General features: G+C 61.6%; 20 protein-coding genes. 1 reads left to right on the forward strand and 19 read right to left on the reverse strand.

Going from position 1 to position 25,291, the window contains the following annotated elements; translation table 11 throughout:
• Positions 1–101: 101 nt before the first annotated feature.
• From M3I54_RS26720 to M3I54_RS26740, 5 genes are all read right to left on the reverse strand, one after another.
• Complete coding sequence (locus tag M3I54_RS26720; protein WP_254341515.1) at positions 102–2,585, reverse strand: RND family transporter; 2,484 nt, start codon at positions 2,583–2,585, stop codon at positions 102–104.
• A 12-nt stretch (positions 2,586–2,597) separates the two neighbouring features.
• Entirely contained in the window at positions 2,598–3,662 is a 1,065-nt protein-coding gene (locus M3I54_RS26725) for a YCF48-related protein (RefSeq protein WP_254341517.1), read from the reverse strand.
• Positions 3,663–3,787: 125 nt separating this feature from the next.
• Entirely contained in the window at positions 3,788–5,149 is a 1,362-nt protein-coding gene (locus M3I54_RS26730; protein ID WP_309249642.1) for a DUF1329 domain-containing protein, read from the reverse strand.
• A gap of 144 nt (positions 5,150–5,293) precedes the next feature.
• Positions 5,294–6,643, reverse strand: a complete 1,350-nt coding sequence (locus M3I54_RS26735; protein WP_254341527.1) for a DUF1329 domain-containing protein — start codon at positions 6,641–6,643, stop codon at positions 5,294–5,296.
• Positions 6,644–6,660: 17 nt separating this feature from the next.
• On the reverse strand, positions 6,661–8,358 hold the full coding sequence (locus M3I54_RS26740) for a DUF1302 domain-containing protein (protein ID WP_254341529.1): 1,698 nt from the start codon (positions 8,356–8,358) through the stop codon (positions 6,661–6,663).
• Between the two features lie 1,370 nt (positions 8,359–9,728).
• Here M3I54_RS26740 and M3I54_RS26745 point away from each other — a divergent pair.
• On the forward strand, positions 9,729–10,388 hold the full coding sequence (locus M3I54_RS26745) for a TetR/AcrR family transcriptional regulator (protein ID WP_254341531.1): 660 nt from the start codon (positions 9,729–9,731) through the stop codon (positions 10,386–10,388).
• A gap of 66 nt (positions 10,389–10,454) precedes the next feature.
• Here the strand turns inward: M3I54_RS26745 and M3I54_RS26750 are convergent, their stop codons facing one another.
• The 14 genes from M3I54_RS26750 to M3I54_RS26815 all read right to left on the reverse strand — a co-directional run bounded on the left by M3I54_RS26750 (position 10,455) and on the right by M3I54_RS26815 (position 25,262).
• Positions 10,455–11,684: a cytochrome P450 gene (locus M3I54_RS26750; RefSeq protein WP_254341533.1), complete on the reverse strand. Its 1,230-nt coding sequence runs from the start codon at positions 11,682–11,684 to the stop codon at positions 10,455–10,457.
• A 75-nt stretch (positions 11,685–11,759) separates the two neighbouring features.
• Complete coding sequence (locus M3I54_RS26755) at positions 11,760–12,893, reverse strand: acyl-CoA dehydrogenase family protein (RefSeq protein WP_254341542.1); 1,134 nt, start codon at positions 12,891–12,893, stop codon at positions 11,760–11,762.
• 9 nt (positions 12,894–12,902) lie between these two features.
• Positions 12,903–14,111, reverse strand: coding sequence for an acyl-CoA dehydrogenase family protein (locus tag M3I54_RS26760; protein ID WP_254341544.1), 1,209 nt, complete (start codon positions 14,109–14,111; stop codon positions 12,903–12,905).
• A 21-nt stretch (positions 14,112–14,132) separates the two neighbouring features.
• Positions 14,133–15,002, reverse strand: coding sequence for a MaoC/PaaZ C-terminal domain-containing protein (locus M3I54_RS26765; protein WP_254341547.1), 870 nt, complete (start codon positions 15,000–15,002; stop codon positions 14,133–14,135).
• 19 nt (positions 15,003–15,021) lie between these two features.
• Positions 15,022–15,828, reverse strand: coding sequence for an enoyl-CoA hydratase (locus M3I54_RS26770; RefSeq protein WP_254341549.1), 807 nt, complete (start codon positions 15,826–15,828; stop codon positions 15,022–15,024).
• Positions 15,829–15,845: 17 nt separating this feature from the next.
• A complete protein-coding gene (locus tag M3I54_RS26775; protein ID WP_254341551.1) occupies positions 15,846–17,012 on the reverse strand; it encodes an acyl-CoA dehydrogenase family protein in 1,167 nt (388 codons plus the stop codon).
• 34 nt (positions 17,013–17,046) lie between these two features.
• The gene (locus M3I54_RS26780) at positions 17,047–18,201 is read right to left on the reverse strand and encodes an acyl-CoA dehydrogenase family protein (RefSeq protein ID WP_254341559.1); all 1,155 of its coding nucleotides are present in this window, start codon (positions 18,199–18,201) and stop codon (positions 17,047–17,049) included.
• A 31-nt stretch (positions 18,202–18,232) separates the two neighbouring features.
• The gene (locus tag M3I54_RS26785; RefSeq protein WP_254341561.1) at positions 18,233–19,432 is read right to left on the reverse strand and encodes an acyl-CoA dehydrogenase family protein; all 1,200 of its coding nucleotides are present in this window, start codon (positions 19,430–19,432) and stop codon (positions 18,233–18,235) included.
• A gap of 43 nt (positions 19,433–19,475) precedes the next feature.
• Entirely contained in the window at positions 19,476–20,618 is a 1,143-nt protein-coding gene (locus M3I54_RS26790; RefSeq protein ID WP_254341563.1) for a CaiB/BaiF CoA-transferase family protein, read from the reverse strand.
• 3 nt (positions 20,619–20,621) lie between these two features.
• A complete protein-coding gene (locus tag M3I54_RS26795; RefSeq protein WP_309249644.1) occupies positions 20,622–21,476 on the reverse strand; it encodes an SDR family oxidoreductase in 855 nt (284 codons plus the stop codon).
• Positions 21,477–21,520: 44 nt separating this feature from the next.
• A complete protein-coding gene (locus M3I54_RS26800) occupies positions 21,521–22,336 on the reverse strand; it encodes an enoyl-CoA hydratase/isomerase family protein (RefSeq protein ID WP_254341568.1) in 816 nt (271 codons plus the stop codon).
• Positions 22,337–22,353: 17 nt separating this feature from the next.
• A complete protein-coding gene (locus M3I54_RS26805) occupies positions 22,354–23,160 on the reverse strand; it encodes an enoyl-CoA hydratase/isomerase family protein (RefSeq protein WP_254341570.1) in 807 nt (268 codons plus the stop codon).
• A 10-nt stretch (positions 23,161–23,170) separates the two neighbouring features.
• A complete protein-coding gene (locus M3I54_RS26810; protein ID WP_254341572.1) occupies positions 23,171–23,971 on the reverse strand; it encodes an enoyl-CoA hydratase/isomerase family protein in 801 nt (266 codons plus the stop codon).
• A gap of 139 nt (positions 23,972–24,110) precedes the next feature.
• Positions 24,111–25,262 carry a thiolase gene (locus tag M3I54_RS26815; RefSeq protein ID WP_254341574.1) on the reverse strand — a complete coding sequence of 384 codons (1,152 nt, stop codon included), beginning with the start codon at positions 25,260–25,262 and terminating at the stop codon, positions 24,111–24,113.
• Between the last annotated feature and the right edge of the window lie 29 nt (positions 25,263–25,291).

A 25,291-nucleotide genomic window follows, 5' to 3' on the forward strand; every position in this document is an offset into this window, starting at 1 on the left:
CTCCTGTCTTGCACGCAATTCGGCCCGCCATCTTCGCAGATGGCGGGCCGCTACATTCGCTCTGCGGGCATGTGCCGCGTAACGCGGCACATGCCACACGGTCACGACCGCAGTGTCGCCTCGCCGTTGCAGGCTTCGACCTGCGACGAACCCGCCGCCGCGGCTTTCGCCACTGCCTTGCGGGAAATCCCTTGCAAGAGGAAGTGCGACAGCGCCGGGATCAGGATCAGCGCGCCAATCATGTTCCACAGGAACATGAACGTGAGCAGGATCCCCATATCGGCCTGAAACTTGATCGGCGAGAACGCCCACGTCACCACCCCCGCGGCCAGCGTCACACCCACCAGCGCCACCACCTTGCCCGTGAACTGCACCGCGTGGCGGTAGGCCACCTTTAGCGGCTGCCCTGTGCGCTGGTACGCAAGCTGCACGCTCAGCAGGTACAGCGCGTAGTCCACGCCGATCCCCACCCCCAGCGCAATCACCGGCAGCGTCGCCACCTTCACGCCAATACCCAGCTTAACCATGAGCGCCTCGCACAGCACCGACGTGATGCCGAGCGGAACGACCGCCACAACCACCGCGCGCCAGCTGCGGAACGTAATGAAGCACAGCAGGATCACCGCCGCGTACACCATGAACAGCATCGTGCGGTTCGCCTTCGCAACAACCACGTTCGTCACCGCGTCAATACCTGCCGAGCCCGCCACCATCAGGAACTGGTGGTCCGCATCACTGTGCGCCTTCGCGAACTCCTCTGCCACGTCCATCACTCGCGAGAGCGTTGCCGCCTTGTGGTCCGTCAGATACGCAATGACCGGCGCCGTACCGCACGTCTGGCTGATCAGGTCCGGATGGTCCAGCAGGATCTGCCAGACCGTCTTGTTGATGATCGACGGCACACGGTCGATCGTGTACCACTTCGGATAGCCTTCGTAGAAGCCCGAGGTCATCCAGCGCGTCAGGCCACCCACCGAGGTCGTCGTCTGCACGCCCGGAACGCCGCGCAGTGCGGTCTCAAGGCGGTCCGCCTCCAGCACGAGCGGGAAGTTGTTCGCGTCGCAGGTGCCGTGCGACGACTTGCCGACCACCACGAACAGATCGCTCGACAGCCCGAAGTGCGCGTTGATGTACGCGTTGTCGAGGTTGTAGCGCGAGTTCGGGCGCAGCTCCGGTGCGCCGCTATCCAGGTCGCCGATCTGCAGGTGCTGGCTGATCGACCAGCCGACTGCCGTGAGCGCCGCCGCGCACACGATCGCGCCCACCGCCCAGCGGCGCTCGGTGAACCGGTCCAGCAGGTTCCAGAGCGCACCCGCGGACGACGTGCCGCGTTCGTCGTTCTGCTCGCCACGCACGCTGCGACGTGCCGCCGACGGACTCACACCCACATACGAGAGCAGCACCGGCAGCAGCAGCAGATTCGTGAAGACGAGCACACCCACGCCCACGCTCGCCGTGAAGGCCAGGTCCTTGATCACCGGAATGTCGATCGCCATCAGCACGGCGAAGCCGACGACGTCCGCGAGCAGCGCCGTGAGTCCGGCCAGGAAGAGCCGCCGGAACGTGTAGCGCGCAGCCACGTAGCGGTGCGTGCCGCGCCCGATGTCCTGCGTGATGCCGTTCATCTTCTGCGCGCCATGCGACACGCCGATCGCGAACACGAGGAACGGCACCAGCACCGAATACGGATCAAGCACGTAGCCGAGCGTGCTGATGATGCCCAGCTGCCAGACCACGGCGATGAGCGAGCAGGCCACCACCAGCAGCGTGCTGCGATAGCAGCGGGTGTACAGAAAGATCACGGTGAGCGCAATCGCCGCGGCGATACCAAAGTACATCGCCACCTGCTTCAGACCCGCGATCAGGTCTCCGATCAGCCTGGCGAAGCCCACCACGTGCACGCGCACCTCGCCCCGGCCTTCGGTCTTGATGACCTCGTCGATCTGGTGCGAGAGCTTCGCGTAGTCAAGCGCCTTGCCCGTATCGGCGTAGTGGTCCAGCAGCGGCAGCTGGATCATGCTCGAATGCAGGTCGTTGGACACGAGGCTGCCAACGATATTGGCCCGCGCCACGTTCGTACGCAGCTGTGTAATCGCCTGAGTCGAACTGTCGAAGCCGTCCGGCATCACGGGACCGCCCGCGAAGCCCTTCTCGGTCACCACGTTCCAGCGCACGATCGGCATCCACAGCGATTTCACACCCGGGCGATCAACGCCTGGAATCAGGAACAGGGCATCGTTGATGCGACGCAGTGCCGCAAGGTACTTCGGATCGTAGATGTCGCCGGAAGGATTCTCGACGACGATACGCAGCGAGTTGCCGAGTCCCTTCAGGTCCGCCTTGTTGGCAAGATAGTTCTTGATGTACGGATGCGAGAGCGGAATCATCTTCTCGAAACTCGCATTGACATCGAGCCGCATCGCCTGAAACCCGAGCACCGCGGTGATGATCGCGCAGATGATCATCAGCCAGGGACGCCGGTTGAAGATCAGCCGCTCGAGCGCATTGCCAGAACGCGAATCGAACTGGGCAAGATCCGCCACGACGGGCATCTTGTCGAATTGGGCATTGTTGCCGCCAGCCATGTCTGCTCCCCCTTATTGCGACTTCGCCAAATTGACCCGCGTCAGGCCGGCTGCGCCGGCCAGCACCGCGGTGTCGTCGCGCAGCGCCATGGCGAAGACCCCGCCCGGCTGGCTCGCGCCCAGTGTGTGAAACGTTGCGCCCTGATCGGTGCTCTCGAGCAGCTCGCCGGCCTGCGTGGCCAGCAGCAGACGACCATTCGGGAGCTCGGCTGAGGCGAGGATGCTCGCGCCGGTTGGCAGCGTGATCTTGCTCCAGGTGGCGCCGCCATCGGTGGAGCGGTAGGCGTTGCCGAGCAGGCCGTACACGACCATCGCGTTGCCAGCCGCGGCGAGTCCGAAGAGGCTGCCCTTCGACGGCGAGGACACCGCAACGAAGCGCTGCTTGTCGGGATCGAGTTTGAGCAGCAGGCCCTGCTCGCCCACGATATAGAGCGTCCCGTTAATACGCCGCATCGCATGCAGGTTCAGGGCGTCCGGGTTGTCGACGCGGTCAAACCATGGAACCCAGCTCTTGCCGCCGTCTTCGGTATGGAAAATGATGTTGAACGAACCGATGACCCAGCCCGAGCGCTCGTCGTCGAACCAGACGTCGAGGAAAGGACGTCCGCCCTGGTCGGCCACGAAGCGCTGGGCCTCCTCGCGCGAGGCCTTCAAGTCCGGCGAATCGCCCTGCTGCTTCGCGTAATAGTCGGTCATCAGCTTCGCGGCCTGCTCGCCGTCAAGCTGGCGCGTCCAGGTATTGCCGCCATCGACCGTATGGAGCACCTCCCCATCGTGTCCGACCGCCCAGCCCAGCGTCGCGGACTTGAAGGTCACCGCAACAAGATCGGCGCTCACTGGCACGTTCACCTGGCGCCAGTGCGCCGCGTCGTCGTCCGAGACGAGAATGACGCCGCGTGGCCCCACCGCGACCAGTCGCTGCCCGGCCTGGGCAACGGCCATCACGGGTTCGTGTGCAGCGCGTGGGTTGGTGATTGCCGGCGAGTGCATCGGGTCGGCAAACCCCGCATAAACCGCACTGCTCGCGAGGCCTGCTGCCGCCACCAGGGCGAGCCAACGAAACATGGTATTGCGCATTGCGTCTCCTTCACAGTTACTGCCGATCGACTCCGCGAACTGTCCTGGGCTTTATGTAATTTTGGCGTGCAGTGCCGGGTCGGACCGGCACTGCAAGTTTGCTGCGCTTACTGCTTTACCGCGTACTACCGGATACCGCTTGACTGCATGTGCTCTGGCGTAAAGAAGTCATGCGAAAAGCTGCTATTGAAGAAGACGCCTGGCGACTCGGCCGGATGGCTTCCGAAGATATACACACCGCTATTGAAGTCGTAGAACCAGTTGCCCAGCGAATACGGCACTTTGTAATCGTACGCAGGCACCGTAGTCTGGAAGCCCCCACGATAGAGCTTGCCCGACTGGTCGTACGCGTCCATCATTCCGCCGCCGCCGTCCTCGTCGAAGTACATCGTCTTCTTGCTGTAGATGTGGCGCGAGCCCGGCTTGAGCGTCAATTCCACAACCCACACCCGGTGCAGTTCCCAACGCACATCGTCGGGATTCACGAAATGCGGCGTCAGGATCTTGCTCGCAGGCGTCTCGTACTGTTGCTTGTAGTCGTTGTACGGGATGTACATCTCCTTCTTGCCGATCAGCTTCGCGTTCCAGCGATCGATCTTCCCGTAGAACAACTGAATGTCGTCCATCGTGATCGCGCCCGAGTAGCCGGGGTTCGGAGTGTCATAGGCCAGGTCCGGCGCCACTCGTACGCGACGCTGACCGGGGTTGTACTCCCACGATTGCTGGTCGTGATCCGCAGTGTCCGTGAAGAACCAGTAAAGCGTGGTATCACCAATCATTCGCGCCGGCGCTACGAAATCATTGTTGATGTACTGCCAGACGGCAGTGCCACCCTTCTTCTTGAATGCATCTTCCTGTTTGAGGTCGAAATACGGGTAGTAAATCGAACTCTTGAATTGAGCCGCGAGGATCGGCGTGCCGCTGGTGTCGACGAGCCACGTCTTTACATTGTTGCGCTGCGCCGTACCGACGTAGCGCAGTTCCCAGTCCCACATCGCTTCCTGCCCATTCTTGGGCACAGGAAACGGCTTTCCGCCGAATGCGTCTGCCACGAACAGACCGTTCTTTTCGAGCTTCGCACTCTGCGCATTCTTTTCCGAATTCGCCAGATACCAGTCCGGGTACGAGACGGAACGGTGCGTCGGGTAAACATCCATGCGGTACGTCGGGTAGCGCTTGAACAGCTCGACCGAACTGGCACTCAATTTGTCGGCGTATTGCTGGTAGTTTTGTGCCGTTATCTGCATCGTCGACTTCTCACCAGCAAACGGATCCGCCCACTTTCCCGAGTCGGGCTTAAAACCCGCCGGCGCCTGCGTAATTCCGCCCGTGTACGCAGGAATCGCCCCGTCCTTGCTGCCGGCAATTTGCGCGCCGAATGGCGTCATCCCGTTCTCAAGCGCGCCAGCCATCGGCGCCATGCAAACAGCCGCTGCAAATGCTAGCGCCTTCATCAACATCCGGGGCTTCTTCAAAGCCTTCACCATCCCTTTCCTGAATAACTCAGAACCAAAAGCAACAACGCTACTTTCGATACCCAACACCCATGTAGAACTTCGTTGCCGAAGCGTCCTGCCCGGCGGGGCCAGGCAGGACGCTACTAATTACCTCACCCCTACATCGGCAGGCAATTAGCGCACACCCGCAGACTGCATGCGTTCCGGTGTGTAGTAGTCGGACGGGAAGCTCACGTTAAAGAGAATCCCCGGCGTCTCAGCAGGGTGACTGCCGAAGATGTAAATGCCGCTATTGAAGTCGTAAAACCAGTTGCCGAGTGAATACGGAACCTTGTAGTCGTAGGCGGGCACCGTCGTCTCGAATCCACCGCGATAGAGCTTGCCCGACTGGTCGTAAGCGTCCATCATCCCGCCACCGCCATCTTCATCCAGGTAGAGCATCTTGCGGCCGTAGACGTGGCGCGCACCCGACTTGAGCTTCAGGTCAACGACCCACACACGGTGAAGCTCCCAGCGTACGTGATCCGGATTGACGAAATGTGGTGTGAGGATCTTGCTCGCTGGCGTTTCATACTGCTGCTTGTAGTCGTTGTACGGGATGTACATCTCCTTCTTGCCCACGAGCCTGGCGTCCCAGCGATCGATCCGTCCATAGAACAACTGGATGTCATCCATCGTGATTGCCCCCGAATAGCCGGGGTTCGGCGTATCGTAGGCGAGATCCGGCGCCACCCGCACACGACGCTGCCCCGGGTTGTATTCCCAGGACTGCTGATCATGATCCGCCGTGTCCATGAAGTACCAGAAGAGGGTCGTATCGCCAATCAAGCGCGCCGGTGCCGCGTAGTCGTTGTACACGTAATACCAGTTTGCGAGGCCCGCTTTTTTCCGGAATTCATCCTCCTTCTTGATATCGAAGTACGGGTAATAGAGGGAGCTCTTGAATTGCGCCGCAAGGATCGGCGTACCACTCGAGTCCACCAACCACGTTTTCACGTTATTGCGTTGGATCGTACCGACGTAACGCAACTCCCAGTCCCACAACGCTTCCTGCCCATTCTTCGGCACCGGAAACGGTTTTCCGCCAAATGCTCCGGATAGGTAAAGGCCGTTCTTTTCAAGCTTCGCGGTTTGAGCGTTCCTGGTGGAGTTCTCCAAATACCAGTCGGGATACGAAACGCTGCGGTGAGTCGGATAGACATCCATCCTGTAAGTCGGATAGCGTTTGAATAATTCGACTGCCGACGCACTTAATTTGTCCGCGTATTGCTCGTAGTTTTGTGCCGTGATCTGGAGAATGGGTTTTTCACCGGGAAACGGATCCGCCCATTTTCCTGAGTCCGGTTTGAATCCGGCCGGAGCCTGCGTGATGCCCCCAGTATAGGCAGGAATTGTCCCGTCCTTGTTTCCTGCGATCTCGGCGCCAAACGGCGTCAATCCGCTATCGGCGGCTAGCGTGTATGGCGAAGCCCAGATTGCCGCAAGAACCGCAAGCGTTTTAAGAAGCTTTGGGAATCTTTTCACAGCTGTCTCCATCTTTATCAAAACGTTGTCTGATACGTGATACCGAGCCAGGACTTGTCGCTGTAGGGCGCGCCGAGAGCCGTCGCGGCGCCCGCCGTCGAGTACCCCTTCTTGTTCATGTAATAGGTGTAGGTGATGTCCACCTCGTGCTTGTTGTAGATCGTGAAGTCGAGCCCGACCACGAACGTATTCTGGCCTTGCGCCTCGGCGGCCGGCGAGATAACGGACGAGTAGCCCTTCAGGTTCAGATTGACGAACAGCGGCATCGTCAGGTCGACCCCAGGGAATACCTGATACCACTGCGGGCTCGCACCGATGCCGAGACCGGCCCAGAAGCGCGTCGAGCAGTTATTGAATGCAGAATTGCCCGATGCCGAACACTGGCCCGTGGTGTCATAGCTGGAATTAGCGAAATTTCCCGCATTCGACTGCACGCTCAACAACTGATTGAACGAGAATTCCGCCTGCAGGAACATGTTGTCCCACAACGGCGACTTGCCGAACGACTGCGTAACGTTCAAAAGACCATGCAGCGTACGGCCAGTAGGCGCGTCGTTGACCGTCGTCGTGTTGACTGCATTGAGCGGCATGTTCCAGCGGTATGAGACTTCGCCAGCCACGGCGGCATTGCCGATAGCACTATTGAAGCCCAGACCGATCAGGTTGACGTCGTTGCCGTATTTCGCCGTGACGCCCGGCAGATTGGTGCCCGGGAAGAGTTGCGGCCCAGCGCCCGGCACGAGCACGGCCGCCCAGGGCATCTTCATGGCGAAGTGGCGATACGTCAATTCGTAGGTCGTCGCGATCGAATCGACACGCCACTTGCCGTCAAGACCGATATCACCGATCTGACCTTTGGTCGGCGGTACACGCGGAATCGCGAACGTGCCCAGTCCAGGAATCGTCGTGTAGCTGGCCACCGGCGGCCCATAGAGAATCGGATCCGCACCACCGAAATACGTGCCGCCTTCGGGCAGGCGATCGTGGTTCCACTCGAAGGTGTATTGTGCCCCGAGGGTGATCGTATCCGTAATGTTCGTCGTCACGTCAGCCTGAGCCGTCGGCAACACGATTTCCTTGAGCGAAGCGCTCGGGCTCTGCGTCAGCTTCATCAGGTCCAGCGGCGCCTGGCCGATCGCCACCGAGTTGGCGCCACCCAGCGTAGCAAACGCCGACTGGCCCCAGGTAACTGCCGTGCGGCCGAGCTTGACGTTGACGGAGTGACCGCCAAGGTCGAACGTGTTGAACACGAACGCATCACGCAGCTCCGCGCTTGGCCCCTGGTAGTACTTCTTGATGTAGCTTGTATACGCGTTGTCAGGATAGTTCGGCGGGAACGCAGGATTGCTCGTATTGTGATTCTTGAACGTCGGGTCGTACCACGCGTCCATACTGATGCGGAAGCCCGACGTATCCTTGTACTTGAAATCGAACTCGCTGTAGAGATTCAGCATCGCCTGGATCGTGCTGAACTTCGGCGTCGACAGATCGCCTTCGTCGTAGGTCGGACTGTTCGTGTAGAAGTGATCCGGGTTCTGAAGCCGAATGTCGTAATCCGCACGCACCGTGTTATCCCATTCCATGTCGATGTCCGGGTTCGGCACATCAAAGTGAAATGCATTGGCGTTCGCGCTCCACAACCCGCAAGCCGCCGCGATACAGGTTGCGTGCACGCCAAGGCTGATCGCACTTGGCTTCAGGCTCTTCTTTTTCATGCGTCTCCTCTTTTCTTTGTCGAACTGCCGCAGAAAAGGCCAAGGCCGTTGGACTGCCGCAGACTTTTAGCAATGAAGCGAAACCGGCCTCCCTACCTCGTCAGCATCGCGCCTTGGGGTCCCCCCAGCGCATCACCAGAATGCGAATGCTGTTCGCAAAGATAAACGCTCGAAACCTGACTGTCAACGCTCGCTCACCCCTATGGGGTACATTTTCTCGAACGCCGTTCACAAACCTGGGTAAACGAGAGTTCGATTTTTGTCATCGGCTTAACTCAGTACATGCATGCCTTGGCCAATGTGGCGCCGACTGCATACGGCGCGCGTTGTGCTAATGAGTGTTGGCGGCGCTTGCATTTGCGGGGCATCCGCCTCGCCTGCGCGGGTTGGCGACGCAAACCATGGGAGCTTTCGCGCAACAAGCCGGCGGCGGTTCATGAATCGACATGCAGGCCGGACGCGGCCAAGTATCGCCGCCCCAGAGCGGTACGTGGTACCGGTCATGGACGACGCGGCGTTTAGTCTTTCGATTCAATGGTGAACGGAGGAAGAACTGCGCGAGCGACCGAAGCGCTTACGGGACCAGGCCATCTTCCTTTGCAGTCCTTCCATATATGCCGGCTGTCGGCCGCGACTTTCGCAATCTGCTATCCCGTTCCTGCGCTAGCGTGCATTGCTGGTTTTCGGGGAGCAGGAGGGAACACGCGCCAGGCCCCATCGTCATGCCGAAAGAAGAATATCGAAAGGTCCCCCTTCGAGGCGGACGACCGCGCGAGCACACACCTCGTCTGGCTCGAATACGCGAAGGTACATCGGGTCACGTGCACCGGGGTGGTCGCAGTGGGTGCGAACCATTTTTCGATGAGCGCGCGCAAAGAACTTTCTCCAAGCTTCATGCCCTGCTCCTTCAACCGCTCTGTGCGCGCCTCTGACGATCACACTCACGAGTGCAAATGGAGGCACTACCCAGTCAGCCCAGACACCCGTGTTCCTCGTGCTCCGGTTGCCGTCGCAGGAGGATCCGTGTGATGCAGACGCAAATGTGTCTACTGACTAAATATTAGTAGTCAGTGGACACATTATCAAGATCCAACGGCACCAGGGGAAATGCCGGTATGGACAAAACCACCCTATTTTCTAGTAGCATGCGTGATGCTACGGGGCGAGAGCCGCATGTGATCTGGAATCAATTAGTCATCTGATTATTGTTTATTCGTCGCCTGACTAGCAGTATCATCAGATCAAACTCGCCGCCGTCCGATCGGAATCGGAAGACGTACATATCGGGGCGGGAACAGTTTCCAGTCTTATTCGTCTCGCCCTCACAACGCGCGCGCGAGGGACAGGAAACGCCAAGGAGAGCACAACAGATGAAAGACCTGACCATCTCATCGGCAGACCTCGACAAGCCGGCAGCGGATGCGCCTCGGCGGCGAGGGAACAGATCTACACGTGTGCCAGCCATCGTTGAAGTGGCGATCGAAGTCTTCGCATCGGAAGGCAACGCTGGATTCACGCAACGCCGCATCGCCAGCGATGCAGGCATCCGGCTGAGGACCCTGCAGCACTATTTCAGCACCCGCGAAGAACTATTGCGGGCCACGATCGAGGCATTCACGAATCGCTATTTCGAACACTATCAGGCGATCACGCAGGACAAACACCGGCCACCAGAGGCCCGGCTGGACATGATCGTCGAAGAGGCGTTCTCTGTGCTGACGGCACCCGGCGGCAATCGCGTTAGCGCCTTTGTTCTGGAAACGTGGAGCCTGGCTGAACACGAACCGTATCTCCATGCCCTGATGGCCAAATCCACTGCGGATTTCCAGGTTCTTCTGGCGGAACTGATCGCGGAAATCAACCCAACCTTGGCGTCGGCAGAATGTACGCTGCGTGGCGCCCTGCTTCTTTCCCATCTGCAAGGTCTGGTCGTCTTTCTTCGCCGGTCGGAGACGAACACACCTGAGCGGGATTCATTCCGTCACGCCATGAAGGTCGTCTGGCGTGCGCTGAGCAAAGCGTCTCCATGAACCTGAAGTTCAGGCGCGCGCAGCGTGGGTAGCAGTCTGCGCGCACCGCCTTCTGCAGATAGACGCTCAGCCGGCCACCTTCCACACAAGAGGCAAGTGGTACAGCGTGCCGTTCACCCCTCCGTGGACACCCGCCTTCTCACCCGGCTTGATCTGGAAGTCAGGAATACGCTTAAGCCATTCCTGGAGGAAAACCTTCAATTCCACGCGCGCAAGGAACGAGCCGGGACAACGATGCGCACCATTGCCGAACGTCGAATGAATCGGCGTGGGCCGGGTAAAATCGACAGTAAGCGGATCGTCGAATTTTCTCTCGTCGAGGCCATGCAACGTGGTCGGCATGATGATCATGTCGCCCTCTTTGAGCTGCACGCCCTTGTATTCGAAATCGTGAGTGATCCGCCGCCCCTGGTTGACCACCGGGAAACGCCGCAATAGCTCGTCAACGGCCTTTTGCGTCAGTTCGGGATTGTCGATGAGCTGCCTGCGGTGCGCGGGACTCCCGGCGAGAAAACTGGCGATGAATCCCATTGCGGACGCAACGGTATCGAGGCCGCCGATCAGCACGAGTCCGCACAGACCGCGAACCTCTTCGTCGGTCAAGGCACGCCCGTCGATTTTCGAATTCACGATCTTGCTGATGAGATCGTCACCCGGATTCGCGCGCCGTTCGGCGATCTTCACGCCCAGGTACTGGAAGATCGCGCCGAGCGCGCCCAGCTTCTCCTTGGCGTCCACCGGGCGCACCATCTTGTCGGCGAGGCTCAGGAGGTACTCGCGGTCCTCGGCGGGCAGCGCCACCATGTTCATGAAAATACCGATCGGCAGATGCTGCGCGAACCCGGAGACGAATTCCACTTCTCCCCTCGGGTAAAAGTCTTCGATCAACTCGATCGCCATTTCGCGCGCCTTTTCTTCGAGCTTGCTGATCGCCTGCGGCATGAACGCGGGCGCGATCAACGCGCGATACGCCGTATGCTGCGGAGGATCGAAGAAAATCGGCGGCAACGGCTGATGCTCGACCAGCGGCACGGTGAGCTGCTTCGACGAGAAGTTCTCGTAGTCCTTGAGGATGTGATAGATGTCGTCGCCGCGCGTTGCGATCCAATGGCCGCCGTTGCGAGGCGTCCAGAAAATGTCGGGAATGCCTTCGGCGTGCAGCTTCTTGAGCGAGAGATGGTAGTCGTCTTCTGCTCCGGGCGGGTGATAGATATCGATATCGAATACCCGTTCCGGCGAAACGTGCGCAGGTACCGGCGCCAGTTCCGGAGTCGCGCCATGGCCAGCTGCTGACATAAGGTTGTCTCCTTTCTTCGAATTGACCGCTATGGACGGCCGAATGAATCTTTCTTGTTACAGTGCGAGCCGCGGTTACAGGAACGCGCCGTATAGCTCGATATGGTGCTCGGTGTTTCCCCACGTCATGTCGATGCAGGTGAGGCGCTTCACATACCAACCCACCGCCAGCTCGTCCGTCATGCCCATCCCACCGTGAAGCTGCACTGCCTGCTGCGCGACGAAGCGCGCGCTGCGCCCGATGAGCGCTTTCGCGGCGGTCACAGCGCGATGAGCGGCAACGTCATCGTCTTCGCCGAGCTTGGCGGCCGCAAAATAGACGATCGATTTCGCCTGCTCCACCGCGGTCAAAATATCGGCAGCGCGATGCTGCAGCGCCTGGAACTTGCCGATCGGCGAACCAAACTGCTTGCGCGTGCGCAGATACTCGAAAGTCAGTTCGCTCAGGCGCGACATCGCGCCCACGGCTTCGGCGCACAGCGCGAAGACGCCTTGATCGACGGTCCATTCGAGCAACGGGTAACCCTGACCGATCGTGCCGATCATCGCCTGTTGGTCGACTCGCACTCCGTTCAGCACCACTTCCGCGACACGCTGGCCATCCAGTGCGGGAAACCCTTTGACACTCACACCCTGCGCGCGCGCATCGACAGCGAAAAGCGTGATGCCGTGCTTGTCCGCCTGCTCGCCTGCCGTGCGCGCCGAAACCAGCAGAATGTCCGCGCAGTCGCCGTGCAGCACGACGCCCTTGCGGCCATTGAGGACGAACCCGTCACGCGTTGCTTCGGCTCTCGTCGCTACGTTCCACAAATCGAAGTGCGCGCCAGGTTCCAGCGTCGCGAGTGCGGTCTTCAGGCTGCCGTCTGCGATACCGGCCAGCAGCTCCGCCTTGCGCGCCTCGTGTCCCGCGCGCCCGATGAGCTTCGCGCCGATCACAGCCGACGAAACGAACGGCTCCAGCACGAGTCCCCGGCCGAAGGCTTCCATCACGAGCATGGTCTCGACCGGGCCCGTGCCAAGCCCGCCGTGGTCCTGCGGCACGTTCAGCGCGAGCACGCCCATTTCGGCGAGCGTGGACCAATGCGCATCCGACCAGCCCTGCGGCGTGGCGGCGAGACGACGCCTCGCCTCGAAGTCGTATTCCTTTTCGACGAAGCGACCGACCACGTCGGCCAGCATCTGTTCCTCTTCAACCAGCGTGAAGTCCATGGCGTGTCCTCAGATGCCGAGCGCCTGCTTGGCGATGATGTTTTTCTGCACTTCGGTCGAACCGCCGTAGATCGAAATCTTGCGCCAGTCCAGGTAGTGCGCGGCCAGCGCGTTGAGCAATTCGCCGTTCGCGGTTTCGCCGCGCCAGTCCGCATCCAGCGCTTCGCTTACGAAAGGCACTGCATAGGGACCTGCGCATTCCATGATCAATTCGGTGAGTTCCTGCTGAATCTCCGAACCCCGGATCTTTAGCACCGAAGCCTCCGGTCCGATGGGACGCCCTGCGGTTTCGGCGGAGACCACGCGCAGAAGCGACCATTCGTGAGCGATCAAATCGATTTCCACCTTGGCGATGCGATCGCGAAAGCGCACGTCTTCGATAAGCGGCTTGCCGTGTTTGCGCTCGGTGCTCGCAATCTCCTTGAGACGCCGCATGAAACGCTTGCAGTTACCAAGTCCGGCAATATTGGTACGCTCGTGTCCGAGCAGATACTTCGCGATCGACCAGCCGCGATGCTCCTCTCCGACGAGATTGCTCACCGGCACTTCCACGTTGTCGAAGAACACTTCGTTGACGTCGTGACCGCCGTCCAGCGTGCGGATCGGCCTGACCGTGATACCGGGCGTCGACATATCGATCAGCAGGAACGAGATGCCTTCCTGCGGCCGGCCGCTCCCGTCAGTGCGAACGAGACAGAAAATCCAGTTCGCCCATTGCGCGAACGAGGTCCAGATCTTCTGGCCGTTGACGACGTAAAACGACTGGCCGTCACGCTCGATGCGCTCCGCACGCGTCTTGAGCGAGGCCAGATCGGAACCCGCACCCGGTTCGGAATAACCCTGACACCACCAGTCTTCCATTGATACGATGCGCGGCAGGAACCGTTCGCGCTGCGCGTCGGTGCCGAATTTTTGAATCACGGGTCCGACCATGGAAAGGCCGAACGGCATCTGGCGCGGCGCGCCGGCGGTGAAGCATTCCTCGTCGAAGATGTTGCGCTGTGCGGCATTCCATGCGGCACCGCCGAATTGCGCCGGCCATGCGGGCGCGCCCCAACCCTTCCCGGCAAGAATGCGTTGCCAACTCACGTAGTCTTCGCGCGGCACATGGCGGAAGTTCAGCACGCGCTCGCGAATATCGTGAGGCAGATGCGTCGCGACGAATTCACGCACCGTGGCGCGAAATTCCTTCTCGGCGGGGCTCTCTTTCAGGTCCATCTTCAGGCTCCAGTCGCGTTTTCAGGCAATTTCCACGATTCCGTTGTTCAGCACCGCCACATCGCGCGCATCAACGCGCGCGCGCAGATGCAGGCGTGTGTCGCTATCCCGCCAGAACTGGAAGCGCACTTCTTCGCCCGGATAAACCGGCGAAGTCAGGCGCAAGGCGAGCCGCTTCAAACGCGTGGCATCGTTGCCCGCGAAAGTGCGAATCGCGGCGTAGCCCGCCATGCCATAGGTCGCGAGGCCATGCAGAATGGGTCGGTTGAATCCCGCCTTCGAGGCCACCTCCGGATCCGCGTGCAGCGGATTGGCATCGCCCGAAAGGCGGTAGATCAGCGCGGCATGGGCGCCGGTGGAAAAGACGTATTCCGCGTCCGGCGCGCGCTCCGGCACCGGCGGAAGCGCTTCGGGCGGCACGTCGCTCACGCCCGATTCGGCGCTGAACCCTCCGTCGCCGCGCAGGAATGACACCTGCCGGACTTGCGCGAGTTGCTCGCCCGTCGAGGCGTCGACGATGTCGCGCAGAAGCTCGACGATCGCGCCCTTGCCGGCGCCTTTGTCCGAGATGCGGCTCACACGCGTCTTGCTGACGATGGTCGCAGCAACCGGCATTGGCCGCATGAAGCGCACATCCTGCTCGCCGTGCACAAGCTTCAGGTAGTCGATGCCCGTACGCGGGTCGCGCATCCACGACCTCGGCCACGCGAACGCGGCCGCGCAAGTCGGCATCGCCTGCAGGTCCTTCTCATACACGTAGCGCAGTTGGTCGGCGTCCAACGGGTCTCCGCCGAGGCCAAGGCCCAGCGAATACAGCATGACGTCGCGTTCGCTGTACGTCTGTGTGACGTCTTCGATAGGCCAGTTCTTGACGACTTCGTAGTTCAGCATGAGGGTGTCCTGTAGGTGCTCAGTAGTCCGTGAAGTTGGGCTTGCGCTTCTCGAGAAAGCTCGCCATACCTTCCTTGTAGTCATCGCACTGGTTGGCGATCGGCATGTCCAGCCCTGCGGACATCACCGCCTCGTGGGGCGTCTGGAACGGCACGTCCCAGACTTGCTCCTTCATGATGCGCATCGAGCGCGGCGAACAGTACTCCGCCATTTCCCGAGCGTAGGCGTAAGTCTCCTCGACGAGTTTCTCCGCCGGGATCGCTCGATTGACGAGTCCCATGCGCTCGGCTTCGCGCCCCTTGATCTTGCGGCCCGAGAGCAGCAGGTCGAGTGCATGCGCCTGGCCAACGTGGCGCGCGAGTATCCACGCCATGCCGTATTCGGCGGTCAGACCGCGGCGTGCGAACGCCGTGGTGATGGTGGCGTCTTCCGACGCGAACCGGATATCGCAAAAGAGCGCGTGAATCAGGCCAATGCCGACGGTCGCACCATTGAGCATGGCGATCACCGGCTTCGGAATGGCCGGGTAATACGAACAACGCGTCTGCCAGTCCGCGCGCTTGCGCATGTCGAACGGGCGCGGCAGCTTGGTCATGAGCGCGGCGGGGTCGCCACCGAAGCTGTGAATATCGCCGCCCGCGCAAAACGCCTTCCCCGCGCCGGTCAATACGATGACACGCACGCCGCGGTCCGCACCCGCCGCCTGCATTGCCTCGTACACCTCCGTCGCCACCTGGTCGTTCCAGGTGTTCATGTGTTCAGGACGGTTGAGCGTGATCGTCGCGATACGGTCCTTGACGTCGTACAGAATGGTCTCTAAGCGCATGAGATCCCCCTCGATGTTCAGAATGAACGCGGCAGGTCGAGCACGTGCTCGGCGACGTAGGACAGAATCAGGTTCGTCGAAATCGGCGCCACCTGATAAAGCCGCGTTTCGCGGAACTTGCGTTCGACGTCGTATTCGCAGGCGAAACCAAAGCCGCCATGCGTCTGCAAGCAGGCATTCGCCGCTTTCCACGAAGCCGTGGCCGCCAGATGCTTCGCCATATTCGCTTCCGCGCCGCATGCCTGATGGTTGTCGAACAGTTCGCAGACTTTGTAGCGCATGAGATCCGCCGCGCGCACGTCGATGTACGCCTCGGCGATCGGAAACTGGATACCCTGGTTCATGCCGATTGGCCGGTCGAAGACGATACGCTCGCCGGCATATTTCGATGCGCGCTCAACGAACCAGTAGCCGTCGCCAATACACTCGGCCGCAATCAGCGCGCGCTCGGCGTTGAGCCCGTCGAGGATGTACTTGAAGCCCTTGCCTTCCTCGCCAATCAGGTTCTCTTCGGGAATCTCGAGATTGTCGAAGAACAGTTCATTCGTCTCGTGATTGACCATGTTGGGAATCGGCCGCACGGTCAGACCGTTGCCAATAGCCTGGTGCAGATCCACGAGGAAGCACGACAGCCCATCCGACTTCTTCCTCACATCCGACAAGGGCGTGGTACGCGCGAGCAGGATCATCATGTCCGAATGCTGCACGCGTGAAATCCATACCTTCTGGCCGTTGACCACATAGCGGCCGTCTTTCTTCACGGCGGTGGTCTTCAGCTTCGTGGTGTCCGTTCCCGTGGTCGGCTCGGTCACACCCATCGACTGCAGGCGCAGTTCGCCGCTCGCGATCTTCGGCAGATATTTGCGCTTTTGCGCTACCGAGCCGTTACGCAGCAGCGTGTTCATGTTGTACATCTGGCCGTGGCAGAACCCGGAGTTGCCGCCGTTGCGGTTGATCTCCTCCATGATCACGGACGCCTCGGTCAGCCCGAGGCCGGAACCACCGTATTCCTGAGGAATCAGCGCAGCCATCCAGCCAGCCTTCGTCAATGCGTCGACAAATGCCTCCGGGTAGACGCGCTCGTGATCGATGCGGCGCCAGTACTCATCGGGATATTCCTTCGAGAGGTCACGCAGGGCATCGCGCAGTTCCTGATATTGATCGGGAGGGGTAATTCGGCTCATGAATGGTTTCCGTATACTTGGCTGGACGCTCGGCTCACGCTGCTGCATCGATCAGCCCGCCGGCATTGGCAAGCTGGGTCAGATGATGTTCAGTCGAGCCGAACTGGATATCGATCACGCTCAGGCGTCGCAGGTAGTGGCCGATCTTGCACTCCTCGGTCATCCCGATGCCGCCGTGCAGTTGCACGCCTTGCTGGCCGACGAAGCGGCCCGAGCGCCCGATCTGCACTTTCGCCGCGGACATGCTGCGATCGCGCTCCCCCGCATCCGGTTCCTCGCTCATCATGGTCGCGAAGAGCGCCATGCTGCGCGCCTGCTCCACCATGACCAGCATATCGACGGCCCGATGCTGGAGCGCCTGAAATGACCCGATAGGCACGCCGAACTGCTTGCGGACCTTGAGATACTCGATGGTTTCATCGTGCGCGGCGGCCATTGCGCCGACTGCTTCCGCGCTCACCGCGGCGATTGCGTGTGCAACGACCGTTTCGATGAGCGGGAACGCAGCACCCGCGACTCCCAGCACGTCGCTATCTGGAACGTGCACGCCCGACAACTCGACGTCTGCCGCGCGCAGCCGGTCTTGCGTCGGATACGCGCGCCGTGTCACGCCCGCCGCGTCGCCCCTGACCACGAACAGGCCGATGCCGTCACGCTCGCGCCTGCCGCCCGACACCCGCGCCGACACCACGAGGCGATCGGCGCCGCCGCCGTGCAGCACCACGCGCTTGGCGCCATCGATCACCCATCCGTCGCCTTCGCGCCGCGCGGTGGTCGCCACGTCCGCCAGGTCGTACCGCGACTGCGCTTCGCTGTGCGCGAAGGCCATCAGCAGTTCGCCCTGCGCAATCTGCGGCAGAATCGCCGCGCGTTGCGTCGCATTGCCGCCAAGGCGCACAAGCCCGCCGCCCAGCACGACCGTTGCGAGGTACGGCTCGACCGCGAGACCGCGGCCCAACGCCTCCATGACGATCATCGTTTCAACAGGACCGCAATTGCTGCCGCCGTATTCCTCGTCGAATGAAAGGCCCAGTAGCCCCATCTCGGCATAGCGTGCCCATTGCGCGCGGCTGAAGCCGTCCGGCTCCGCGAGGTACTTCGCACGCTGCTCGAAACCGTACTCGTCCTTGACGAGCCGCTCGACGCTATCCTTGAGCATGCGTTGCTCATCGGTGAAATCAAAGTCCATAGCCCATGCTTCTCCGCTGTTCGACCGTCGCTCAAAGTCCCAATACCGACTTGGCGAGAATGTTCTTTTGAATCTCGTTGGAGCCGCCCACAATCGAAACGTGACGCGCAAAGTAGTGGTTCGGCGCGATCGTAAGCGCCCATTCGGGCTCGCGAACCGCGTCGCCAAGACCGCGCAGGAAGTCGATATCGAGCGGCAACGCATCCGGGCCCGCCACTTCCAGCAGCAGTTCGGCAGAGAGTTGCTGAAGTTCCGAACCCTTGATCTTCAGGATCGAAGTCTTGGGGTCCGGCACATGGCTCTCTTGCGCACTGCTTTCGGCGATCACGCGCATCTGCGTCATTTCCAGCGCCTTCAACTCCACTTCCACGGCCGCAACCCGCTCCCGAAAGCGCGGGTCGTCCCAAAGCACGCCGTCACCGCAAGGCACGCGCTTCGCGAGATCCTTTGCGTGCCGCACGCGCATCTTCGAGACGCCCACACGCGCAATGCCGCTGCGCTCGTTGCCGAGCAGATACTTCGCGTAGTCCCAGCCCTTGTTTTCCTCGCCAATGCGATTCGCAACCGGCACGCGCACGTTGTCGAAGAACACCTCGTTGGTTTCGTGGTGGCCGTCGATCGTGATGATCGGGCGCACCGTCAGACCCGGTGTCTTCATGTCGATCAGCAGGTAGGTAATGCCCTGTTGCTTCTTCCCGCTCGAATCCGTGCGCACGAGACAGAACATCCAGTCGGCGTGATGCGCCGTCGAGGTCCAAAGCTTCTGCCCGTTGATGACATAGTGGTCGTCATCGCGAACCGCATGGGTTCGCAGCGCGGCCAGATCCGAACCCGCGCCCGGCTCGGAAAAGCCTTGGCAGAACCAGTATTCGAGGCTCGCGATGCGCGGCAGGAAGTGACGCTTCTGCTCTTCGCTGCCGAACGCGATCAACACCGGGCCGATCATGTTCACGTTGAACGACAGCGTCTCGGGCGCCGGAGCCATGTGCAGCTCTTCCTTGAAGATGTATTGCTGCACGGCGCTCCAGCCCGTCCCGCCCCACGCCTTGTCCCACGCCGGCGTCGCCCAGCCGCGCTCGTAGAGAATGCGCTGCCAGCGGCGCAGGTCGGCCGCCGAATAGCGCTGCCCCAGGGTTGCCTTGCGTCGAATGTCGGCGGGCAGCGCTTCCTTGAAGAAGGTTCTCACCTCATTGCGGAACGCCAGTTCTTCGTCGGTATATCGCAGATCCATGAGTGTCTCGTTTCGTTTTTTGGGGTCGCCTGCCGTGTGCCGCTCAGGCCAGCGTTCCCGCTTCTTTCAGCTTGCCAATGTGGCCCGGTTCGAGCCACGCGGCGAGCGCGGCGTCGACCGTTGCCGCGTCGGGCGCTTCGGGCGCCGTCGGCTTCGCGGGCACAGTGGCGGAAAAGCGCGGCGCCGGAGCAGGCTGCACGATGCCGTCGACTTCGACGAACGTGCCGCGCGCCTTCAGATGCGCATGCTCGGGCGCCTCCGTCCACGACAGCACCGGTGCGAAGCACGCGTCCGAATGCTCGAGCAGCGTGGTCCATTGCTCGCGCGTGCGGCTCTTGAACTTCAGCGCAAACACAGCGCGCGCGGCGGACCAATTACTTTCGTCGAGTTGGGCGCCGAGCGTTCGCGGGTCGATATCGAGCAGGCGTAGCAGTTCCAGATAAAACTTGTCCTCGATGGGACCGATGGTGATCCACTTGCCGTCCGCGCATTCGTATACGTCGTAGAAGTGTGATCCGGAATCCGTAATATTCGTCCCACGCCCGTCACGCCAGATGCCGGCGGCCTGCATGCCGAAGAACGTGGTGGCAAGGTTGGCCGTACCGTCGACGATCGCGGCATCCACGACCTGGCCTGCGCCACCATTACGCGCATGCAAAATCGCCGAGAGCAGCCCCATCGCGAGGTACAGCGAACCGCCCGCATAGTCGCCGATCAGGTTCAGCGGTATCGACGGCGGCTGATCGCGGCGGCCGATCGCGTCGAGCACACCGGTGATCGCAATGTAGTTCAGGTCATGCCCCGCGTACTGCGCGAGCGGGCCGTCTTGCCCCCATCCCGTGATACGCCCATAGGCGAGCTTCGGATTGCGTTCGAGGCAGACCTGCGGACCGAGCCCGAGGCGTTCCGTCACGCCAGGGCGGAAGCCTTCGATCAAGGCGTCGGCGCGCTCCGCCAGAGAGAGCACGAGTTCCACGGCCTCCGGGTCTTTCAGATCGAGCGCGATCGTCTTGCGGTTACGCAGCAACAGGTTGTAGCGCAGCGGGCGCTCGATGCCCAGCTTGACCGGCTGGCGACGCTCGATGCGCAACACCGTCGCGCCCAGATCGGCGAGCAGCATCGCGGCCATGGGACCCGGCCCGATGCCGGCCAGTTCGATGATTCGGATTCCTGCAAGCGGACCCATCTTTCAACCCTTGCGAGCATGGGTGCGCATGGCGTCCCACTGTTCGTCGGTCCAATCCTGCATGGCACGGAACGTCGGGCCGCCGACGCCCTGCATCCAGCGGCCGCCGTCGATCACGATCATGTCGCCGGTGATGTAGCCGGAGCCGTCCGACGCCAGATACGCATAGAGATCGGCAAGTTCCGTGTGATCGCCGAAGCGCCGCAGCGGGACGGAGCGCTCCTGCGGTTCGACCTGCGAGCCCGGCGGATACAACTGTTCCCAGGCTCCGGGCGTCGGGAAGAGCCCGGGCGCCACCGCGTTCAGTCGAATACCCTTCGGACCCCACTCGACCGCAAGGCTGCGGGTCATCGCCAGAACACCTGCCTTCGCCGCGGCGGAGGGCACCGTAAAGGCCGAGCCGGTCATCGTGGGCGTAGACACCGTGCTGATCACGTTGCCCGCGTGGCCCGCGTCGATCCAGCGCTTGCCCGCTGCGATCGTGCAATAGAAGCTGCCGTGCAGCACGATGCCGAGCACAGCGTCCACTGCGCGCGGCGACAGGCTCTCCGTGCGCGCGATGAAATTGGCGGCCGCGTTGTTTAGCAGCACATCGAGCGGCCCGTCCTGCCAGATCGTATCCATCATTGCCTCGACGGATTCCGCACTGCGCACATCCGCCTGCACCGTCGTGACGCGGGCGCCCGGCACGACGCCGCGAAACTCGTCGGCCGTCGCGTCGAGCACTTCCTTGCGGCGGCCGCAGATGACGAGATCGGCGCCCAGCTCGAGATAGTGTCGGCCGATACTTTTGCCGAGCCCCGTGCCACCGCCGGTGATCAGGATTCGTTTGTTCTTCAGCAGGTCAGGCGTAAACATTGGCATTGAACTTCCAGTAGAGACAGCAACGAAGAACGGCGGCTTCAGGCGCCCGTGAAAACCGGCTTGCGCTTTTCCATGAAGGCCTTCACGGCTTCCGTGTGATCGCTCGTTTGACGCGTCAGCGGGTTGAGATCGGTTTCCAGACGGCATGCGTCCTCGATCGAGTTGCCCGCGTTGACGAGGCTCGCCTTCAGGAGCGCCAGCGTGACCGGCGGATAGCTCGCAAAGCGAGCCGCGGCCTCGATCGCCGCATCGAGCGCGTGTCCGCTCGCGGCCACCTCGCTGGCGAGGCCGATGCGCCGCGCTGCGGTTGCATCGATGACATCGCCCTTGAGCATCAATTCACGCGCCTTAGCGCCGCCCACCTTTTGCGGCAGCGTCCAGAGAATCCCGGTATCGGGCAGTAGACCGACCTTGCCGAAGGCACACGAGTATTTCGCCGTCTCGGCGCTGACCACGACATCACAGGCAGCAGCCAGCGAGACGCCCGCTCCATAGCAACTGCCTTCCACTGCCGCGACGACAGGCTTCGTGCCCGTATAAATCAGTTTGAAGAGACGCACACCCACCGCAATGCGCTCACGCAGCGCGAGCAATGGCGGCGTGGTCGCGTGCATTTCGGACAGGTCGCCGCCCGCGCAAAAATGACTGCCGGCCCCCGTCAGCACGATGGCGCGCGTATCCGGGTCGTCGTGCATGAGCCGCTGAAACACCTCGGTCAGCGCGAGCCGCATCTTCATGGAGAACGCGTTGCGGCGCTCGGGATAGTTCATCGTGACAACGGTCACGTCGCCTTCGCGGTGCACCTGCACGATCTCGTCGGTGGCCGCCGCCTTTTCCTTCTGCTCGATACTCATCGCTGGGGTCCCCGCGCTCACTCACCGGTGAAGACCGGTGTGGTCTTTTCCATAAATGCCTTGCACGCAGCCTGATGGTCTTTCGACTGACGCAGAATGGGCTGATAGTCGATTTCGGCTCGCAGCGCGCCTTCCATCGTGGTCGCGGCGTTGGTGAGCGATTCCTTAAGCAGCGCCACGCCGAGCGGCGGCAACGCCGCGAGGCTCAGTGCAACTTCGATCGCCTTGGCGCGCGCCGCGCCCGGCTCGACCACTTCGTTTGCGAGGTCGATCGTCGCGGCCTTGTTGCCGTCGATCTCCGTGGCGAGCGAGAGCATCTCCCTCGCGCGCGCCATGCCGATGCGCTTCGGAAGCGTCCACAGAATGCCGGTATCCGGAATCAGGCCGACGCGCAAAAACGCAGCGCAAAAGCGCGCGGTCGACGCCGCGACCACGTAATCGGCCGCCACCGCGAGCGACAATCCGGCGCCAAAGGCCACGCCTTCCACCGCTGCCACGACGGGCTTCGGACCCGCCTGCATTTCACGCACGACCACGCACGATTCGGCCAGAATCTCGCGGCTTTGCAGGATCGTGCGTTTCGTCATCTCGGAGATGTCCGCACCCGCGCAAAAATGCTCGCCCGCCCCTGTTAGGACGATTGCACGCGATTCGGGGTCGTCGACCATGAGACGGTGCATCGTGTCGCGCAGCAACTGGCGCATCTGGCGCCCCATCGCATTGCGGCGTCGCGGATTGTTCAACGTCACGATCGCGACCGGCCCCTCGCGGGTCACCTCGATCAGCGATGCCGTTTCGGTTTCTGCGGTTTGTCTTTCGCTCATGTTGGCTTCCTCAGTCTGCTACGAACACCGGCTTGCGCTTTTCCATGAAGGCGCTCACGGCTTCCTGGTGTTCGCGGCTGCGGCGCAGGATGGGCTGCAGGTTGACTTCGGCTTCGATGGCTTCGTCGAGCGTTCTGATGCCCGTGGCGAGCGCGGCTTTCAGATGCGCGGTGGCCACCGAAGGCAATTCCGCGTACTGTTGCGCCACCTTCGAGGCCGCGTTCAGCGCCTCGCCGGGTTCGACAACCTGATTTGCAAAACCACTCTCACCGGCTTCGACACCGTTGAATTCTCGCGCGCTCAGCATGAGTTCACGTGCGAGGCCGCCGCCCACGCGTTGTGAGAGCGACCAGTAGAGACCCGTATCGGGCAGCAACCCGACCTTGACGAACGCACTCGCATATCGCGCAGCCGACGACGTGACGACGTAGTCGCAAGCCGCAGCGAGCGAGAGCCCGGCGCCAAACGCAAAGCCCTCGACAGCGGCGACAACCGCTTTCGGGCCTTCGACCATCAGTCTGAAGATATCGAGCGGCAGTTCGTTGCGCTGCCGGTATTCGAGCACCTTGCGTGTCTGCATCTCCGAGATGTCCCCACCCGCGCAAAACGTATTGCCTGCGCCGGTCAATACGATTGCGCGGCAACTTTCTTCGTGATGCATCAGGCGATAAAGTTGCGCGTACAACGTCTCACGCATCTTCAGTGAAAACGCGTTGCGCCGCTGGGGGTAATTCAATGTGACGATCGCGATTACGCCGTCTTGCTGGACCTGGACAATCTCTGTTGCGTCGCTGCCGGTCTCTTCGCTCATCTCCGTCTCCTGTCGATCAGAGTTGGCGCTTCAGCGCTTACTCTGATCCCATGCAAGGCTGTCGATCAGAGTTGGCGCTTCAGCGCTTACTCTGATCCCATGCAAAGCTGTTGACCGTGGCCCTGGCGGGCGCCGTGTCTTACAGCGTTTCCTCTGTTCCGAGAATCACCGTGGCCTGGCTCGAGAGCACGCCGCCGTTGCCGTGCGCGATGGCCAGCTTCGCACCGGGGATCTGGCGCTCGCCGGCACGGCCCGTCAATTGCCGCATCGACTCTTCGATCAGGAAAAGCCCGTACATGCCCGGGTGAACGCAGGACAAGCCGCCGCCATTCGTATTCACCGCGAGTCGGCCGCCCGGCGCGATGGCGCCGTCCGAAACGAAGCGGCCGCCTTCGCCCTTGGGGCAAAAGCCGAGGTCTTCGAGGAACAGAATCGTGTTGATCGTGAAAGCGTCGTAGAGCATCGCGACATCGATGTCGCCAGCCTTCACGCCCGCCATTTCATAAGCACGCCGGCCCGATTGCGCCGCAGCGGTCACCGTGAGATCAGGCATGCTGGCGATCTCGCGGTGCGACGTGGCCGAGGCCGCGCCGAGCAGATACACGGGCTGGTCGGTCAGGTCGCGGGCGCGGTCGGCGCGCACCATGACCACGGCCGCTGCACCATCTGTCACGAGGCAACAATCGCGCACGGAAAGCGGGTCGGACACGAGACGCGCACCCATCACGTCCTCGATCGACAAGGGCGTGCGCATGTACGCATCCGGATTGAGCTGCGCCCACTTGCGCGCGGCAACGGCCACCTCGGCCAGATGTTCGCGCTTCGTGCCGTACTGGTGCATATGCCGCGCCGCAGCAAGCGCATAGGACGACACCGGATTCATCGGCTTATACGGGCTCTCCCACGGCGAGGGACGCGACGACTGCACGAGCTTGCCTGCCGCGCTGCGCTGATTGCTGCCATAGGCGATCAACGCAACGTCGATTTGTCCCGTGCACAACGCCATCGCGGCAGTGTGTGCGTAGATCTCGAACGCCGAACCACCGCTTCGGTTGTTGTCGGTGAACTTCGGGTTAATACCGAGATATTCGGCGAACGTGAGACCCGAGAGCATGTCATCCGGCGTGCACACGAATAGCCCGTCGACATCGCCAGGGGTAAGCCCTACCTGGGCCAGCGCATCGACCGACGCGCGCGCAGCAAGGTCCATCGACGACAAGCCAGGTGCTTCCCCAATCCCAAAAGTGGCGCCTGCCACCAGTGCGGTACGCCCGCGCAAATTGAATTCCATTCGATCTACCTTTCAATCGGTGCGACCGG

Source organism: Paraburkholderia sp. CNPSo 3274 (assembly GCF_024206475.1).
In the GTDB taxonomy this organism is placed as follows: domain Bacteria; phylum Pseudomonadota; class Gammaproteobacteria; order Burkholderiales; family Burkholderiaceae; genus Paraburkholderia.